The following is a 16,290-nucleotide window of genomic DNA, read 5'->3' as shown; positions in this document are numbered from 1 at the left end:
CCCAGAATGTTCCCTCAATCGCAAACATCTTCTGGGTATACCGCCGGGCACGGATTGTGGCTAAGGTTCTCTCGCGATCACCTGGCTGTCGCCGCTCGCGAAGCGCACGACGAGGCTCTGCTTTCCGTTCGAGTCGGTGACCACTCCGAAGTTCGCGATGTCGGCGGAGGGCGCGGCCGGCAGCTCTCCCGAGACCGCCTCCAGGGCCACGTAGCCGTTGGGGTCGACCCGGAACCGGCTGGGATCGGTGACCGAGAGCAGCGCTGAGGCGTCGTCGATGAGTTCGTTCACCCGGGACCCGCCCGCCCACTGCTGCGGATCGATGCCGAGGTTGTCGAAGAGGGTGTTCATCGCGCTGTCGCCGAGCTTGGCGAGCCGTTGCTGCCGGGTAGAGCCGTCGCCGCCGAAGTACCCCCCGGTCACGATGAGGTTGCGAACCTTCTTCGAGTCGTCGACGGGACGCAGACCGATGCCGAGGGGCGTCGCGCCCGTGGTCGCGAAGAACTGTGGCGCGGTGATGACGTGCCCGTAACCCGACTCGATCTCGATCTCGTACCCGCCGTCGGTGGAGTTGCCCTCGAACCGGCAGCCGACGAGGGTGAGCCCGTTGTTCGTCGAGAGGTTGTTCGTGTTGGTCACCGACCAGAGGCCGCGGCCGTCGGCCGACTGCACACCGTTGCCCACCGCGAGGCAATGCACCAGGATCATGCCGGACGGCGCGAGCTTGTAGCCGCCGGAGGCGTTACCGGTCGCCTCGCAGTCGTAGAACGACGCGGCGATCGCATTGGTACCGGAGCATTCGATACCCCAGGCGCGGTTGGTGAGCAGCTTGAGGTGGGTGAAGCGGTTGTTGTACGAATACTCGTCGTAGACGCCGGAGAGAAAGGCTTCGCGGGCGAGGTAGACGCCCGAGAGGGCGCCTGTGACGGTGAGCTCGTCGAAGGTCGAATCGACGACCGAGCGGATGTAGATGCCGTGCCCGCCGGATGCCGCGCCCTGGATCTGCAGGTTCGACAGCGACAGCCCGGAGATCTTGTTGTTGTTCGCCGGCCCGGCCGACGCACCGATCTTGCCCTGGATCGTCAGAACGTCACCGGTCGTGCCGTCGATCTGCTTGATGATGGTGCCGCGCTTGGAGCTGCCCTCGATGTGCGGGCCCGCGTAGCCGAAGGGGGCGCCCGACGACGGCTGGGCGGCGATCTCGGCATAGTCGATGCGCAGGTTGGTCACGTTGATGGTTCCGCCGGGCAGGATCGACCGGGCTCCCGGGTTGACCATCATCGCGGTGAGCAGGGCCTGCATCGGCCCGGTCGCATCCGCCGCGCCATCGACGAACCCGAAGTCGTAGGGCGAGAGGGCGATCACCTCTGCGCTGGTGCTCGGCGCCAGGGTGGTGGGCTGTGCGAGAGGGTCGGATGCCGCGGCGGTCACGGTTACGGCGGGAACCGGTGCCACCGGAGCGGCGGCCGCATCCCGGTCGGTCAGCAGGGAGAGCCGGGCGCCCGCGATCGACGCGACGACGGTACCGGCGATGATCAGCCGTCTGTCGTACTGGGCCGGCTGGTCTGGTTCGGCGGAGCCGTCACCGGCCGTGCCGTGACCGTTGCTGCCGGGAGTCTCGCCTCCGCGATGTCGTGCCATGAGAGTCCTCTTCCCGAGAGATCCTATGACGACGGTGTCGGCGTGCGGCCGGAGATCCTCCGGCCGATGGCGATGAAGGGGAGTTCGACAGTGCGATGCAGCACCCACGCGACGACCAGACTCAGTACGACGCTCCCCGCTATGCAGAGTACGGGGTTCAGGCCGGTGAGGGCAACCGCGCGATAGACGAGGGGGTGCACGAGGTAGACCGCGTAGCTCACCGCTCCGAGCCAGACGAGGAACGGATGCGCCTGCCTCTTCGCGAACAGATAGAACCCGGCGAACAGCGCCAGGCCGATCAGATACGAGACGGCGTAGGTGAACTCGGGCCACGCGGGATCGTGCATCCCGCCGACGTAAGTGAAGACCGGCACGATCACCAGCCCGCTGATGACGAGCCCCCGCCAGACGGTACTGCCGTGGTGGTCGCGCAGATACAGAGCCTGGCCGATCGCTGCCGTGTACAGGAGAAGGGGAAGGGTCGTCGGCAGGTCGACCCGCAGCATCCTGCACGCCAGCTCGGCCAACGCGAAGATCGCGAGCCAGGCGTACCCGGCGTAGACGGCGGCCGCCAGGCGCTTCACCAGGGAGGCGAACAGCTCCTGCACGTAGAACAGCAGCTCGATTCCGAGAGTCCACGCGGTGGGGATGATCGTCAGCACAGGCGTGAGGCCCTGCAGCATCAGCACGTTGGTGATGAGAACGACGGGCATCGCATTCTGCGTGCTGAACGTGCCCGTGGCGAGGGCGAAGACGATGTACAGCACCAGCGTCAACCAATAGAGCGGGAACAGTCGGAACAGCCGCCGCACCACGAACACCTTCGCCGACTGGTGCTCGAGGCTCAGGGGGATGACGTAGCCGCTCACCACGAAGAACGCGACAACCCCCACTCTGCCGAAGTCGACGTAGTCGCGGCTCCACTCGGCGAACAGAGGAATCTGCGCCGCGAAGATGTGCTGGAGCACCACCACCAGCGCCGCCACGCCGCGCACAGCCTCGAGAAAGGCGATCTTCGGACGGCTGCTCTGGAGGGTGCCGGCTGTCGCTGTCGTCGAGGCCACGGGTTCTCCTTTCTCGGCGAACAGATACCCCTGTCTGACGCCGGAAATTCACACCCAGTATGCCACCCGCTGCCCGGAGGACGCCCTGCGGGGCACTCTTTCTGTCACGAAGCGGTCATGCTGCTCGCCTAGGATGGCCTTTCAGTCGCGCCCGGTCGCGGCGCAGAACCTCTCGTGAGACCCCGCCTCGAAACCCTCCTTATGAAAGGTCGACATGCTGGAACGACGACGCCTTCTTGCTGTGTCTGCGACGCTCGCTGCAGCGCTCTCGCTGGCCGTGCTGTCGGGATGCACGTCTACACCTCCCTCGAGCACGCCGGGCCCCATCGGCGCCGGTACCTCTGCAGCAACCGCTGTTCCGGTCGAGCCTCCGGTTCGCGTCGCCGTCGTCGGGGACTCCAACTCGACAGGCCACCAGGGTGACATCGACACGGGCATCGCGAATGGCAACGCCTGGATCGCGCAGGTCGGCACGGCCGACATCGACTACGTCGGCGGCTGGGCGCGCGACGGTGCGACGAGCACGCTCATGGCCGAGCAGGTGCAGCCGGTCGACGATGCCGATGTCGTGGTGATCATGGCGGGTACGAACGACCTGGCAGTCGGCATCTCGCTCGACCAGCTCAACGACGACATCGTCTCGATCGTCGGCACTGTGGGGGCGAAGAATGTGGTCATCGCGGCCATCCCGCCCATCACGGCACGTCCCGCCTACGCTCCCGAGGCCAACGCCAGCCTCGCGGCGCTCGCGGCCGACAAAGGCTGGTTCTTCCACGACGGATGGACGAACCTGCGAACGGCCGACGGTGTGTGGTCGGCCCAGTACAAGCTCGACGGAATCCACACCACCAAGGCGGGATACGGCGTCTTCGGGCGGGACATCGGCGAGTACGTCCTCGCCACGTTCGTCACGAAGTAGCGCCGCCGCGGGGCTGCAGCCCGGCGGCGCGCGGACGACTACTGCGCGGTCTGCGCGGTCTGCACCGCGACGGCGACCAGCGGTGCGAGCGCGATCGACGCCGAGTTGGTGAGGTGTACCCCGTCGGCGAGCACCGGTGCGTTGCCGATGAACGACGGGCACTGGTTCGCGTTGCAGTACCAGGTCGTCGTGTCGACGAAGTGCGCGTTGCCGGCCGCCGCTTCGAACGTGCTCTTCAGCAGGGCATCCCGGTTCTGGTAGCCCTCCACAACGCTCGAGACACAGTCCGACGGCTTGCTCTGCGGGGTCTGGCAGGTGTAGAGCGTCGTACCCGCAGGCGGGCGGTTCAGCATGATGACCTTGCCCTGCACCGGCGCGAGCGCGGTCAGCGTCGAGGTCACAGCGGTCTTCCACTCCGTGTCGGCCGCCGAGCCGGTGGCCTTGCTGGCGAGGCGGTTGTCGTCTTCGGCCTCGGAGAGGAAGGTCAGTGCCGGGTTGGTCGACGTGATCTGGCCAATGGCCCAGGTGCGGAAGTCGCCGCACTCGGGGAACGCGGAACCGTTCGGCTTCGTGATCGTGGCGTTCGAGGCGGGGCACGCCGCAAGAGTCAGAATGCGCACCTTCCAGTCGCTTCCGAGGGCCTCGCGGATGGCCGGGGCGTAGCTGATGGCGAGCGAGTCGCCGAAGACCACGGCGGTGTGTGCCGCGTCGGCGTTGGCGTTGCCGTAGGAGCAGTGGTCGGTGTTGGCGATGTTGTCGGACTGATCGGCACCGTCTTCCCCGAGACATCCGTCGGTCAGCCACTCTGTGGAGATCACCGAACGGCCGTTCGGGCCGAAGTCGTTCACCGAGGGGGAGAGCTCGGGCCAGGCGTCGGCGCGGAGCGCCTCCTGGATAGCTGTCTTGCGGGTGTCGAGCGCTGTGACGTCTGCGGCCACACCCGTCGAGGCGATGGACTGGGGGGGAACGAGTGGCTTCGCGGTCTCGATCGGCGAGACACGGCCGAAGGCGAAGACGATGATCGCGAGGGACGCGGCGCCGGCGAAGATGAGCGCACCGACGCTGATCTTGGTCGCTGCCGGAATGACGCGCTCCCGGTGGCCGCGCTTGGGCTTCGTGCGCCTGAGGAACGATGACCGGCGGATCGGGTCTTCGACGAAATGGAACGACAGCACCGACAGCACCAGCATGATCACGAGCGCCAGCACGACGTAGAGCACATCGAGCGACGGGATCAGAATGGCCAGGAAGATGATGACCGGGAAGTGCCACAGGTAGAGGGAGTACGAGATGCGGCCGAGGTAGCGCATGACGGGATTGTCGAGGGGTACCAGAAAGCGCCTCGGCCCGGAGATGCCGGCCGCGACGATGAGGCAGGTCGAGAGCACAGGGAGCGCGGCGCCCGGTGCGGGGAAGAGCTGCTGGGGCGTGATGATGAACGCCGAGACGATGATGCCCACGATGCCGACCCAGGCGAGAACCGGTCGCACGGCGGCCGGGATGCGACCCAGCTGGGTCGCGAAGGCCGCGATCGCCGCCCCTGCCGCCAGTTCCCACGTGCGGCTGAAGGTGTCGAAGTAGGCGACGGCCGGGTTGGTGATCGAGGAGTAGATCGCCCAGGCGAACGACAGCACGACGACAGCGATGAAGACGGCTCCGACCTTCTGGTCGGTTGTGCTCTTATGCTCCACCGCGTTCGCTGTCGACAGCTTGATGCGCTTGCGTGAGCGGAAGGCCACCAGGAGCGCGAGGCTGAGCCACGGCCAGACCAGATAGAACTGCTCCTCCACCGAGAGCGACCAGTAGTGCTGCAGCGGCGAGATCGCGCCGGTCGCCTGGAAGTAATCGGTACCCACGGCCGCGAAGTGCCAGTTGGCCGAGAAGAACACGGCCCAGAGGCCATCGGCGAGGATCTCCTGCGCACGCGGCAGACTGAGCAGGAAGAACCCGACCACGACGGTGACCAGAATGACGAGAACCGCCGCCGGGGCGATGCGTCGCAGCCGCCGGCCGTAGAAGTCGAGGAACGAGATGGTCTTCGTCTTCTGGTACTCGCGCAGCAGCAGACCGGTGATCAGAAAGCCACTGAGCACGAAGAAGACGTCGACGCCGATGAACCCGCCGAGCGGCCAACCGATGAGGTGGTCGAGAACAACGAGGGTCACCGCGATGGCGCGGAGACCCTCGATGTCACCGCGAAAATACTTTCTGGGTACCCCGGGAACCGGTTCGGCTCGAGACGGAGTGGTTGACGTTGTGCTCATGTGCGTGCTCCCCGAACGGCACAACAACGCGCCTGTTTCGAACAGATCCTACGCGACGCTCCCAAATGCGGCGAATATTGCAGCTCCCGATGGATGGCGTTAGAGTGATCGCTTGCATCATGCGTGACCTTCTGTGTGTAAAACTTGTATCGCCCAGAGGCTATCGTCGGCCGGTCCGGGTCCGGCGGCTGATGATTGAGGGAACTACTACGTGCATATTCGCAATTACCTGAGGGTCCTACAGCGGAGCTGGATCCTGATCGCGGGAATTGTCCTCGTGTCGGTGGCTGCCTCGGCGACCTACGCCATCCTGCAGACGCCGCTCTACCAGGCTTCCACAAAGGTCTACGTCTCGACCTCCTCCTCGGCCACGACCGCCGAGCTGCAGCAGGGCAACACCTTCACGCAGCAGGCGGTGAAGACCTACGCCGACCTCGTGTCGACGCCGATCGTGCTCGATCCCGTCATCTCCCAGGTCGGCCTGTCGGAGACGTCTGACGACCTGGCCAAGACGGTGACCGCCACAGCGCCGCTCGACACGACGATCATCGAGATCACGGTGACGAGCAACTCCGCAGCGGATGCCGCGACCATCGCCAATGCGGTCGCCAAGAGTTTCTCCACCAACGTGCCGGCCCTCGTGCCGGAAGCGGCCGACGGCACCCCGCAGGTCAAGATCTCCACGGTCAAGACCGCGACACCGCCGCTTCGGCCGACGTCGCCGAACGTGCCGCTCAACGTGGCCCTCGGCCTCATCGTGGGTCTGCTCGTGGGGCTCGCCCTGGCGTTCCTGCGCGAGGCACTCGACAACCGCATCCGCAGCCAGCGCGACACCGAGGCGATCACCACCGCCCCCGTGCTCGGCGCCATCTTCTTCGACCCGCGCGCCTCCGAGCGACCACTCGTCGTTCACGCAGAGCCCAAGAGTCCGCAGGCCGAGTCGTACCGTTCGCTCCGCACGAACCTGCAGTTCCTAGAGTTCGGCGACCTGCCGCACACCTTCGTCATCACGTCGTCGGTCGCTTCCGAGGGCAAGTCGAGCGTGAGCTCGAACCTCGCGATCGCCCTCGCCGACGCGAACTCGAGCGTCATCGTGATCGATGCCGACCTCCGCCGCCCCCGCCTCGCCTCCTACCTCGGCCTCGAGGGTGCCGTCGGTCTCACCGACGTGCTGATCGGCCGGGTCGAGCTGGGTGACGCCATCCAGCAGTGGGGCGAGCGCGAGATGTACGTTCTGCCGGCGGGATCGATTCCGCCCAACCCGAGCGAACTGCTCGGCGGGCCGGCGATGAAGAAACTGTTGGAGACGCTCGAGACGGAATTCGACACCGTCATCATCGATGCTCCTCCCCTCCTTCCTGTCACCGACGCTGCGATCCTGGCGAAAGCCACCCGTGGTGCGATCGTCGTGGCATCCGCAGGGAAGGTCCACAAGGCCCAGCTCAGAAGTGCGATCGACATTCTCGACAATGTCGGAGCGACTGTTCTCGGCCTGATTCTGACCATGCTTCCGACGCGTGGGGCTGACGCGTACGGTTATGGTCACTACAGCTATGCCTACGCTGAAGACGAGAAACCGTCGTCGTCCAGCGCAGAGCCTATTCTTCCGGTGACTGATACGCCGGTGGCCAAAAGCTAGTTCTCGTGGCTGAACTCAGTTTGCGCGACAGGGCGAAGGCCAAGACAAGGAAACCCTCGTCTGAGCCGTTCATCATCCTGTTCGTCTGCACCGGCAACGTCTGCCGGTCGCCGTTGGCCGAACAGCTGTTCGCCGCGAAGATTGCCGAGGTGGGGCTGGGGGAGCTGATCATCGTGCACAGTGCAGGTACCGCCGCGTTGGTGGGGCAGGGGATGCCCGCCCAGGCCGCAGCGCTCTCTGAGGGTCTGGGCGGGCATCCTGAGCCCCACCGTGCCCGGTTGCTCACCGCCGAGATGGTGATGGATGCCGACATCGTGCTGGCGCTTGCGCGCGAGCACCGCGGCTCCGTCGCCCAGTTGGTGCCGAAAGCCCAGGCGCGCACGTTCACCCTCATCGAATTCGCCCGGCTGCTGCACGCTGCCTCGCAGGAGCACCGGATCGCCTCGGAACCGGCGCTTCCCGAGGTACCCGACTTTCTGCGTGACCTCGTCGAGCGCGCCGCGCTGTTCCGGGGCGTCGTGGGCGGCCCCGGCGAGCCCGAGCTCGACGACGTTCTCGATCCGTACCGCAGGTCTCAGCAGAGCTACGACCTGTCGACCCAACAGATCACGCAGGCCGCGAAGGTCATCGTGGCCGCCCTCGAGCAGATCGTGGGGCCCCGCCGGTGAGCATGACGAGGGGTATGGGGGGCCCCCGGGCGCGCTGGCAGCGCACCTACGCCACCCGGCTGCGTGTGACAGACACGATCCTCGTCATTCTCGTCGTCGTGGCGGCGCAGCTCATCCAGTTCGGCTGGGCCGCGCCCTCGGTGGCGCCGATCGGGTTCTACGAAGGCCCCGATCTCTCCTACCCGATCCTCTCGGTGCTCATCGTCATCGCGTGGCTCGTGTTGCTCGTGCTCTACGGAACGCGCGAGACCCGGCTGATCGGCTCGGGTGCGCCCGAGTACAAGGCCGTGTTCAATGCCGGCATCGCCCTCTTCGGGGTCGTCGCCGTTCTCGCCGTGTTCTTCAAGGCCGACCTCGGGCGTGGCTACCTGCTCCTCACCGTGCCGGTCGGAACCGCCATTCTCGTGCTGGCGCGGTGGCTGCACCGGGAGTGGCTGCAGTCCCAGCGCAAGAAGGGCCTGATGTCGTCGGGTGTCATCCTGGTCGGGTCCGATGAGACGGCGAGCCATGTCGCGCTGCAGCTGCTGCGCGCGCCGTCGGCCGGGTACCGAATTGTGGGAGCCTGCCTCGTCGAGAGCACGACCAGCACGCACGTGTCGGGTACAGACATCCCCGTGCTCGGCGGCATCGAATCGGCGCTGGTCTCGCTCGAGACGACGGAGGCCGACACCCTCGTCGTCACCGACAGCACTGTTCTCTCGCCCGAGGGGATGCGCGAGCTGGGCTGGAGCCTCGAGCCCGGCCGCCACCACCTGGTGATGGCGCCGAGCCTCACGGGGGTCAGCGGCCCGCGCATCCACACCCGGCCCGTCGCGGGTCTGCCGCTCATCCACGTGGAGATCCCCCGCTTCGACGGTGGCAAGTGGATCGTGAAGAGACTGTTCGACATCGTGGTGTCGAGCCTGCTGCTGATCGTGCTGCTGCCGGCCTTCGTGGTGGTGGGGCTGCTCGTGAAGCTCACCAGCCGCGGCCCGGTCTTCTACGGCCAGGAGCGTATCGGTCTGAACGGCGAACCGTTCGCGATGATCAAGTTCCGCTCGATGAGTGACGGGGCGGATGCTCAGCTGCAGCAATTGCTGCAGGAGCAGGGCACCAGCGATGTGCCGCTGTTCAAGGTGAAGGACGACCCGCGCGTCACCCGGGTCGGCCGCGTGCTGCGGAAGTATTCGATCGACGAGTTTCCGCAGCTCATCAACGTCTTCCTCGGCGAGATGAGCCTGGTCGGGCCGAGGCCCCAGCGCGAGGGTGAGGTGGCTCTGTACGACTCCGTCGCGCGTCGGCGGCTGTTGCTGAAGCCCGGTATGAGCGGCCTGTGGCAGGTCAGCGGTCGCTCGAACCTCTCGTGGGAGGACGCCATCCGGCTCGACCTGTACTACGTCGAGAACTGGTCGATCTTCGGCGACCTCTCGATCCTGCTTCGAACCGTTCGACAGGTCGTCATGCCGGAGGGGGCGCACTGATGCGGGATCTCATCGTTCATGAGTGGATAGAGAAGTCGGGAGGCTCGGAGGTGGTTCTCGACGCGATCGTCGACGCGCTGCCGGGCGCCGACATCCTGAGCCTCTGGAAAGACGACGAGGAACGCTACGCCGGCCGCAACCTCCGGGAGAGCTGGATCGCACGCACCCCGCTTCGTCGCTCGAAGATCCTCGCGCTGCCCGTGATGCCGACGACCTGGGCCCGCACAGACACCTCCGGCTACGACCGGGCCCTGGTGAGCTCTCACCTGTTCGCTCACCAGGTCGGCGGGTCGTCGCCCCAGCGCCGCGCCGACAGAACGTATGTCTACGTGCACACCCCGGCCCGTTATGTCTGGACCCCGGAGCTCGACAAGCGCGGGTCGAACCCGCTCGTTCGCGCTGCGGCCGCCGTGCTGAAGCCCTACGACCGGCGGGCCGCCCGGCATGCCACCGCGCTCGCCGCCAACAGTGAGTTCGTGCGCACCCGCATCGCCAACACGTGGGACAGGGACTCGATCGTGATCTATCCGCCGGTGAACGTGGCGCGCATCGCCGCGCACTCGGACTGGCGGTCCCAACTGGGCGGTGAAGACCTGCGTGTGTTCGAGAGCCTGCCCGCCGACTTCGTCTTCGGTGCCTCCCGTTTCGTGCCGTACAAAGAGCTCGATGTGGTGATCGCGACGGGTGAGGCGGCCGGGCTGCCCGTGGTGCTCGCCGGTGACGGGCCCGAGCGCCAGAACCTCGAGGCACTCGCTGCCACCGCCACGGTTCCGGTGATCTTCGTCGGCCGGCCCTCCGACGCGTTGCTCTATGCGCTCTACCAGGCGGCGACGGTCTACGTCTTTCCGGCCGTCGAAGACTTCGGCATCATGCCGGTCGAGGCGATGGCGGCCGGCGCCCGGGTGCTCGTCGGATCGACGGGTGGGGCGACGGAGTCGGTCATCGACGGCCTGACCGGGATGCACGTGGAGAGCTGGTCGGGTGCGGCGCTCGGCGAAGCGGTCTCGCGCGCGTCTCTGCTCGACGCCGGAGATGCGGTGAAGCGCGCCTGGGACTTCGACGCGAGCCACTTCCGCGAGAACTACCTCTCCTGGATCGACCAGCCCTGATGGCCGGGTCACGGCGCATCACGGTCAACGGCTCGTTCCGGCCGCAGCCGATCAGCGGGCAGCAGCGCTATGCGCGGGAGATCGCCGACCGCGTCGCGGACTCTGCCTCGGCCACCGAGGTCGAACCCGGCCCCTGGTTCGCCGCGCGGGGACTGCGCACGTGGGCGTGGGTCATGGGCATCCTGCCGTTCTCGACGGCTCGGAACGTGCTGCTGACCCTGACGAGTCGCGGGCCCCTCGTGCATCCGCGGCACGTGGTGGTGGTGCACGACATCTTCGTGCTGACCAACCCGGAGTGGTATTCGAAGGCCTACGTTCTCTCGCACGCGCCGCTGTTGCGCGCACAACTGCGCACGGCGAAGGCCGTGGTGGCGGTCAGCGAGCCGGTCGCCAGGCAGGTCGCGGCCGCCGCACTGACGAAGGCCCCGATCGTGGTGGCGCCGAACGCCCCCAGCACGCTGTTCCTCGATGCGGCGGAGAAGAACGCCGCAGACGTGCCACCGGTGCTCGAGCGCCTCGGCGTACAGGGCGACTCGTACCTGCTCGTCGTCGGCAACCTCGACCCCCGCAAGAACCTCGAGCGGCTTTCGCGGGCCTACTCGGCGATCGACCCGCACCTCCGCGCCCGTTTTCCGCTGGTCGTGGTGGGCGGGGTGAACGCCACGGTGTTCGCCTCGGTCGGTATCAGCTGGCCCGCCGAGGTCGTGCTCGCCGGCTACGTCGACGACGCCGAGCTCGCGGTGCTGTACCGCTCGGCTCGCGGGGTCGTCTTTCCCAGCCTCGCCGAGGGGTTCGGGCTGCCGATGGTGGAGGCGGCAGTGTCGGGCGCGCGCCTGGCGGTCTCCGACATCGAGATCTTCCACTGGATCGCGGGCGAGAACGTCGCCTACTTCGATCCGACCTCCGAACCCGCGATCACCCGGGCCCTGACAGAGCTGGTGACCACCGACGCGTCGGACGGCCGGGCCTTCGCGGCAGACATCCGCGCCCGTTTCGACTGGAACACCAGCGCCAGAACCATCGCCCAGGCCTGCCGCCGGGTTGCCGAACGGTGAACCTCGGTCGCCTGAAGCTGCTCCTCCCCGTCGGAGCGGCGGGACTCACACGGGTCGTCCAGCTCGTCGTGCTGGTGGTGCTGCTCGCCCTCAGCGCGGGGTCTGAGCAGAGCACCCTCGTCGCCGGGTTCGCGCTGCTCAGTTCGTTCGCCATCTTCACCGACTCCGGCGCATCCAGTTACCTGCTTTCGGTGCCCCGCCACCAGCTCGGCCGCGTGGTGCATTCGCAGGCGACGGGAGTGCACGTGGTGCTCTCGACGCTCGGAGCGCTCGCAGCGGTCGCGATCACGCTCCTCTCCTCCGGGTCGGCCACCACCACCGCCGTAGTGCTGGTGCTCGCCGGTCTCGGGGTGAGCCAGATCTGCGACAGTGTCACCCGTACGACGCGGGCGCCCCAGCTCGTCTACCGTCGGGATGCGAGCTACGCCATCCCAGACCTCGCCCTGGTGCTCGCCAAGACGCCGGTGCTGGTGCTTGCCGTGGTGTTCCACCGGGTGGAGCTGCTGGCGCTGATGGCCGTTCCCTCGCTCATCGTGGTGCTCGCGACGTATGTGGCGAATCGACGGGCCATCGTTCCGGTCGACGTGGAGCCGGAACGGGTGTTCCGCTCCATCGCGGAGTTCGGGCTCTCCGGGTCGCTCAGCGCGCTCTACTCGCAGGCACCGCTCGTGATCGGCACCGCGCTGCTGGGCGTGGACGCGATCGCGCCGCTCGCCGTGGCGTATCGCGTCGCACAGCCGCTGGAGGTCATCCCCGCCACCATCTCGCAGCAGCTCATTCCGCGCATCCGCACCCTCAGCCATTCGTTCGTGCGGTACTGGCTCATCTTCGTGGGGCTCGGGCTGGCCTGCGCCCTGGTGCTCATCGTCAGTCAGAACCTCGTCAGGGCCGTTCTCGGCAGCGAGTCGTTCGACAGCGTCATCTTCGTGCTCATCGTGCTGTCGATGGGGCCGAAGTTCGGCAACTACGCCCTCGTTGCCTACTCGATGGGCAAGGGTTACATCCGCCAGCGGTTGATCGCGACCATCACGGTGGGCATCATCGCCGTGACGCTCACGGTGCTGGCGTGCATCCTGTTCGGTGACACCGCCCTTGCCGGGGTCACGCTGCTCAGCGAGCTCACCCTCGCCCTCACCCTTTCGCTGCTCATCCGGGCCCGGTCCAGAAAAGACGTCAACCGTTGAGAATCCTCATCATCTCTGCAGACCGCACGACTGTGTCGGGTCACCCGCAGAACATCGGCGACGCCTTTCTCACGGATGCCCTGTCTCGAGCCCTTCGCCACGCCGACAACGACGTGGTCATCGCCGACTTCGGGTCGGCCGTTCGGGTCGGCTCCGAGGAGACGCGCATGCGGGTCTCGGGTGTGAAGGGTCTCGCCAGCCTCATCCGCGGCGTCGATGCGGTAGTACTCGGCGGCGGCACGCTGCTGCAGGACGACCAGCCGACGCGCCCGTTCGCCGGGCTCCCGCGGCTCTGTCTCTCGGCCGGCCTGATCGCGCGCGCGTCGGGCAAGAGGTTCGTCATCTTCGGCGTCGGGGTCGACCCGGTGCGCCGGCGACGGATGCGCTTGGCCATCGGTGCAACCCTCCGCCTCGCGCGGGTCTGGGTTCGCGACTCCGCCTCTCAGGCGCGCGCCGCCGCGCTCATGCCGGGCACGCCCGGGCTTTCGGGCGACGTGAGCCTGTTCGACTACAGCCCCCGGGGGGCGGATGATCGAGCATCCGTCGTTCGAACCGGAGTGCTGCTCGCGCTGAACCGCCGCGAAGCCGGGGCGCTGACGCTCGGGCAGGTCGAGGCGCTCAGGCAGCAGTGGGGCGCCGTGCACTTCGTCTCGATGGACCAGGGCGATGATTCCGACGGCGGCAGCCTCGCTCCCGAGGTCGCCACAGCCCTCGGATACGCCGGGCGCAGCCAGTCGTGGCGCACTGTCTCCCAGACCATCGCCTCAGCCGACGTCGTCATCGCCTCCCGGATGCACGCCATGTACATGGGCGTTCTCACCGGGGTGCCCGTGGTGGCCATCGCCGGGTTCGCGAAAGTCGATGCCTTCGCAGCCGACTTCCATGTCGAAACGGCGGCTACGATCGAGGAAGCGACCGCGAAGCGGGGGCGCGTCGACGGGGCCGCCGTAGAAGCTGCGGTCAGAGACCTGACGGCGGCCGAGACGCGAATGCTGGCATTCCTGGGAGGTTCACGATGAGATCGCTTCTGATCTTCGCTGCTGGCTCCGTCGCGGCCATCCTCGTCTCGCTCGGGGTGGTCTCGCTGTTCAACCAGACGGTGTCGTATCCGACCATGATCGCGCTGCTGGCCATCGTGCTGCTCGGTGCCCTGGTGCGCGAACTGGTCGTGTTCCGCGACCCCCTGACCCCGGGCGCCGTCGTCGCCATCACCGGGCTGCTGCTCTTCGTGCTGCGGCCGCTGACGATCATGTGGAACCGGGTCACGAGCCCCGGCGCCATCGCCGACTCGCGCGACTTCACGCCGACGCTGATCCTCGCCGGCAGCGCGGCGCTGGTCGAGTGCCTGATCTTCTTCTGCGCCTTCTTTCTCGTGTACTACATCATCACGATGGCCCGGGATCGCACGACGTTCCCCGACTTCGTGCAGGAGAAGCGGCGTCGCGTCGTGAACTCCACCGGGCTCCAGGCAGTGGTGATCGTCGCCTCCGCCATCGCGGTCGGAGCGCTGGGGTACCTCGTCGTCAGCTCCGGCGGGCCGTCCGCCTATTTCAATGGCCTCGCGAACAGGAGCGACTTCCTCTCGGGCAAATCGTTCCTGGTACTGGGCTACGTGCCGGTGCAGGTCGCCCTGGTGGCGAACGTGGTTCACCGCAGGCTCGCAAAGCTGCCCGTCTGGAACAACTGGGTGAACATCGTGGGGCTCGGCAGTCTCGTTCTCTGCGGTTTCGCGGCAGGTGGGCGTGGCCCGCTCGTCGTCGGCGTCGTGCTGCCGCTGGTGCTGCTGAAGCAGCTCGGCCCGAAGCCCTTCAAGCTGCGCACGATCGCCGCGCTGGGGCTCGCCCTCGTGATCGTCGCGATCTCGTACAGCATCGTCGTGCGCAACGCGAACTTCGACCAGGGTCGTTCTCTCAACCAGCTGGCCAGCGACCCGGTGGGTGTTCTGCTCGACCAGCTCACCAGCGGTGCAGAGACCAGGCCCTTCGACAGCCTCATCCGGCTGAACGAAGTCGTGGCGCAGGACGGCGACTTCGAGTTCCAGCGCGGTGCCACCTACGCGGCGGTGCCCGCCTGGTTCGTGCCGCGCGCATTCTGGGAGAACAAGCCCAGCGGCGGCGGCAATACCTGGTTCACCAGCAACTACGTCCCCCGGTTCTACGGCACGACCAAAGTCGAGACGAGTCTCTCGGCCGTCGGTGAGGCGTATGGCAACTTCGGTCACCTCGGTGTGGGCATCGCCGGCGCCCTGATGGCGGTACTCGCCTCCGCGCTGTCGCGGGGCCGCCTGCGCGAGCGGGGAGTGCTGGGCCTGACCATCTCGATCTGCCTGACCCCGATCCTGTTCTCGCTCATTAGGGGCGATGCCTACCAGGGCGGATCGCTCACGATCGCGACGACGCTCCTCGCGACCGGGATCTACCTGGCGATGACGAAGGCGTGGGTGCCGGAACGGGCGCCACTGGCGGCCGGGAAGCGTGCCCCGGCGCTCATTCGGGCCTAGCGGCCGGCTCTGCTGATTCCGCCACGGGCGACTTCGTCGACGCCGTCTTGATCGCCTCGGGAGTGCTGTCTTCAAGAAGGGCATCGCGGATGATGCGGCGGGGGTCGTACTGGCGGGGGTCGAGCTTCTTCCACTCGACGTCGTCGAACTCGGGTCCCATCTCCTGCTTGACGCGGTCTTTGGCCGTCTGGGTGTAGCCGCGAAGCTGCTGCACGAACTGGCCGAGTTTGGTGGCGTAGAGCGGGAGTTTCGTCGGCCCGATGATGAACGCCGCGATGACGGCGATGAGGATGAGCTTTTCGAACGTCAGACCGAACATGGTTTCACAGTGTTTCTCGTGTCGGGCGAAGGGGTTGTACGGGGGTGGAGAGCAGAATGGCGGGCTGGTTCGACCACTGCGAATCGAACCGGCCCGCCAGGCTGGGTGGAGCTAGTTTGCGGCGCTGGTGTTGACGGCGCCGTTGACGCCGGCCGGGAAGAACCCGCCCTTGGTGACGGCCTTGTTGTTCAGGTAGACGACGTTCAGCACCTGGCCGGGGGTACGGCTGAAGGCGATGGCGTTCGCGTCGGTCGGAACGAGGTTCAGCGCGCCACCGGCGGCCTTGTCGGTGATTCCCTGGTCGTCGTCGGTGGGTCCGTCGAGGCTGTCGCGTGCGTCGGAGATGGCGTTCGCGGCGTCGGCGAGTCCCTTGGCGTAGAGGCTCGTGCGGATGATGCCCGCGTGGTACGCCTCGACGGCGAGGATGCCGGCGGCGGCCTCCAGGTACGTCTTGTTCGTGATGAGCGG

The 16,290-nt window shown here is 67.1% G+C and carries 14 protein-coding genes; 9 read left to right on the top strand and 5 right to left on the bottom strand.

Going from position 1 to position 16,290, the window contains the following annotated elements:
* Positions 1–60: 60 nt before the first annotated feature.
* Together B7R24_RS13525 and B7R24_RS13520 are read right to left on the bottom strand one after the other, a co-directional pair.
* Complete coding sequence (locus tag B7R24_RS13525; protein ID WP_116419505.1) at positions 61–1,641, bottom strand: right-handed parallel beta-helix repeat-containing protein; 1,581 nt, start codon at positions 1,639–1,641, stop codon at positions 61–63.
* 23 nt (positions 1,642–1,664) lie between these two features.
* Complete coding sequence (locus tag B7R24_RS13520) at positions 1,665–2,705, bottom strand: acyltransferase family protein (protein ID WP_116419504.1); 1,041 nt, start codon at positions 2,703–2,705, stop codon at positions 1,665–1,667.
* Between the two features lie 214 nt (positions 2,706–2,919).
* Here B7R24_RS13520 and B7R24_RS13515 point away from each other — a divergent pair, with 214 nt between their 5' ends.
* Positions 2,920–3,624: an SGNH/GDSL hydrolase family protein gene (locus B7R24_RS13515; RefSeq protein WP_116419503.1), complete on the top strand. Its 705-nt coding sequence runs from the start codon at positions 2,920–2,922 to the stop codon at positions 3,622–3,624.
* 38 nt (positions 3,625–3,662) lie between these two features.
* Here the strand turns inward: B7R24_RS13515 and B7R24_RS13510 are convergent, their stop codons facing one another.
* On the bottom strand, positions 3,663–5,888 hold the full coding sequence (locus B7R24_RS13510; RefSeq protein ID WP_116419502.1) for an acyltransferase family protein: 2,226 nt from the start codon (positions 5,886–5,888) through the stop codon (positions 3,663–3,665).
* A gap of 211 nt (positions 5,889–6,099) precedes the next feature.
* Here B7R24_RS13510 and B7R24_RS13505 point away from each other — a divergent pair, with 211 nt between their 5' ends.
* Genes B7R24_RS13505 through wzy form a run of 8 tightly spaced genes read left to right on the top strand, consistent with a single transcriptional unit; the run spans position 6,100 to position 15,503 of the window.
* Positions 6,100–7,527 carry a polysaccharide biosynthesis tyrosine autokinase gene (locus B7R24_RS13505; RefSeq protein WP_116419501.1) on the top strand — a complete coding sequence of 476 codons (1,428 nt, stop codon included), beginning with the start codon at positions 6,100–6,102 and terminating at the stop codon, positions 7,525–7,527.
* Positions 7,528–7,532: 5 nt separating this feature from the next.
* Positions 7,533–8,195 (top strand): low molecular weight phosphatase family protein, encoded by a 663-nt coding sequence (locus tag B7R24_RS13500; protein ID WP_116419500.1) that lies wholly within the window; start codon positions 7,533–7,535, stop codon positions 8,193–8,195.
* A gap of 14 nt (positions 8,196–8,209) precedes the next feature.
* Positions 8,210–9,655, top strand: a complete 1,446-nt coding sequence (locus B7R24_RS13495) for a sugar transferase (RefSeq protein WP_253259935.1) — start codon at positions 8,210–8,212, stop codon at positions 9,653–9,655.
* Positions 9,655–10,764 carry a glycosyltransferase gene (locus B7R24_RS13490; protein WP_116419498.1) on the top strand — a complete coding sequence of 370 codons (1,110 nt, stop codon included), beginning with the start codon at positions 9,655–9,657 and terminating at the stop codon, positions 10,762–10,764. The genes B7R24_RS13495 and B7R24_RS13490 overlap by 1 nt, the downstream gene beginning before the upstream one ends.
* Positions 10,764–11,819, top strand: coding sequence for a glycosyltransferase family 4 protein (locus B7R24_RS13485; protein WP_116419497.1), 1,056 nt, complete (start codon positions 10,764–10,766; stop codon positions 11,817–11,819). Before B7R24_RS13490 ends, B7R24_RS13485 begins: the two co-directional genes overlap by 1 nt.
* Complete coding sequence (locus tag B7R24_RS13480) at positions 11,816–13,003, top strand: polysaccharide transporter (protein WP_116419496.1); 1,188 nt, start codon at positions 11,816–11,818, stop codon at positions 13,001–13,003. The genes B7R24_RS13485 and B7R24_RS13480 overlap by 4 nt, the downstream gene beginning before the upstream one ends.
* The gene (locus B7R24_RS13475) at positions 13,000–14,022 is read left to right on the top strand and encodes a polysaccharide pyruvyl transferase family protein (protein WP_116419495.1); all 1,023 of its coding nucleotides are present in this window, start codon (positions 13,000–13,002) and stop codon (positions 14,020–14,022) included. The genes B7R24_RS13480 and B7R24_RS13475 overlap by 4 nt, the downstream gene beginning before the upstream one ends.
* Positions 14,019–15,503 (top strand): O-antigen polysaccharide polymerase Wzy, encoded by a 1,485-nt coding sequence (gene wzy / locus B7R24_RS13470; protein WP_116419494.1) that lies wholly within the window; start codon positions 14,019–14,021, stop codon positions 15,501–15,503. The genes B7R24_RS13475 and wzy overlap by 4 nt, the downstream gene beginning before the upstream one ends.
* Here wzy and B7R24_RS13465 read toward each other — a convergent pair.
* Complete coding sequence (locus B7R24_RS13465) at positions 15,490–15,822, bottom strand: Sec-independent protein translocase TatB (protein ID WP_253259464.1); 333 nt, start codon at positions 15,820–15,822, stop codon at positions 15,490–15,492. The two genes, wzy and B7R24_RS13465, sit on opposite strands and share 14 nt — an antisense overlap.
* Before the next feature lie 111 nt (positions 15,823–15,933).
* Positions 15,934–16,290: ferritin-like domain-containing protein (locus B7R24_RS13460; protein WP_147304045.1), on the bottom strand; the 357-nt coding region annotated here is incomplete at its 5' end.

This window comes from Subtercola boreus (genome assembly GCF_003399645.1).
Lineage (GTDB): Bacteria > Actinomycetota > Actinomycetes > Actinomycetales > Microbacteriaceae > Subtercola > Subtercola boreus_A.
This window is presented reverse-complemented; position numbering and strand designations above follow the sequence as displayed.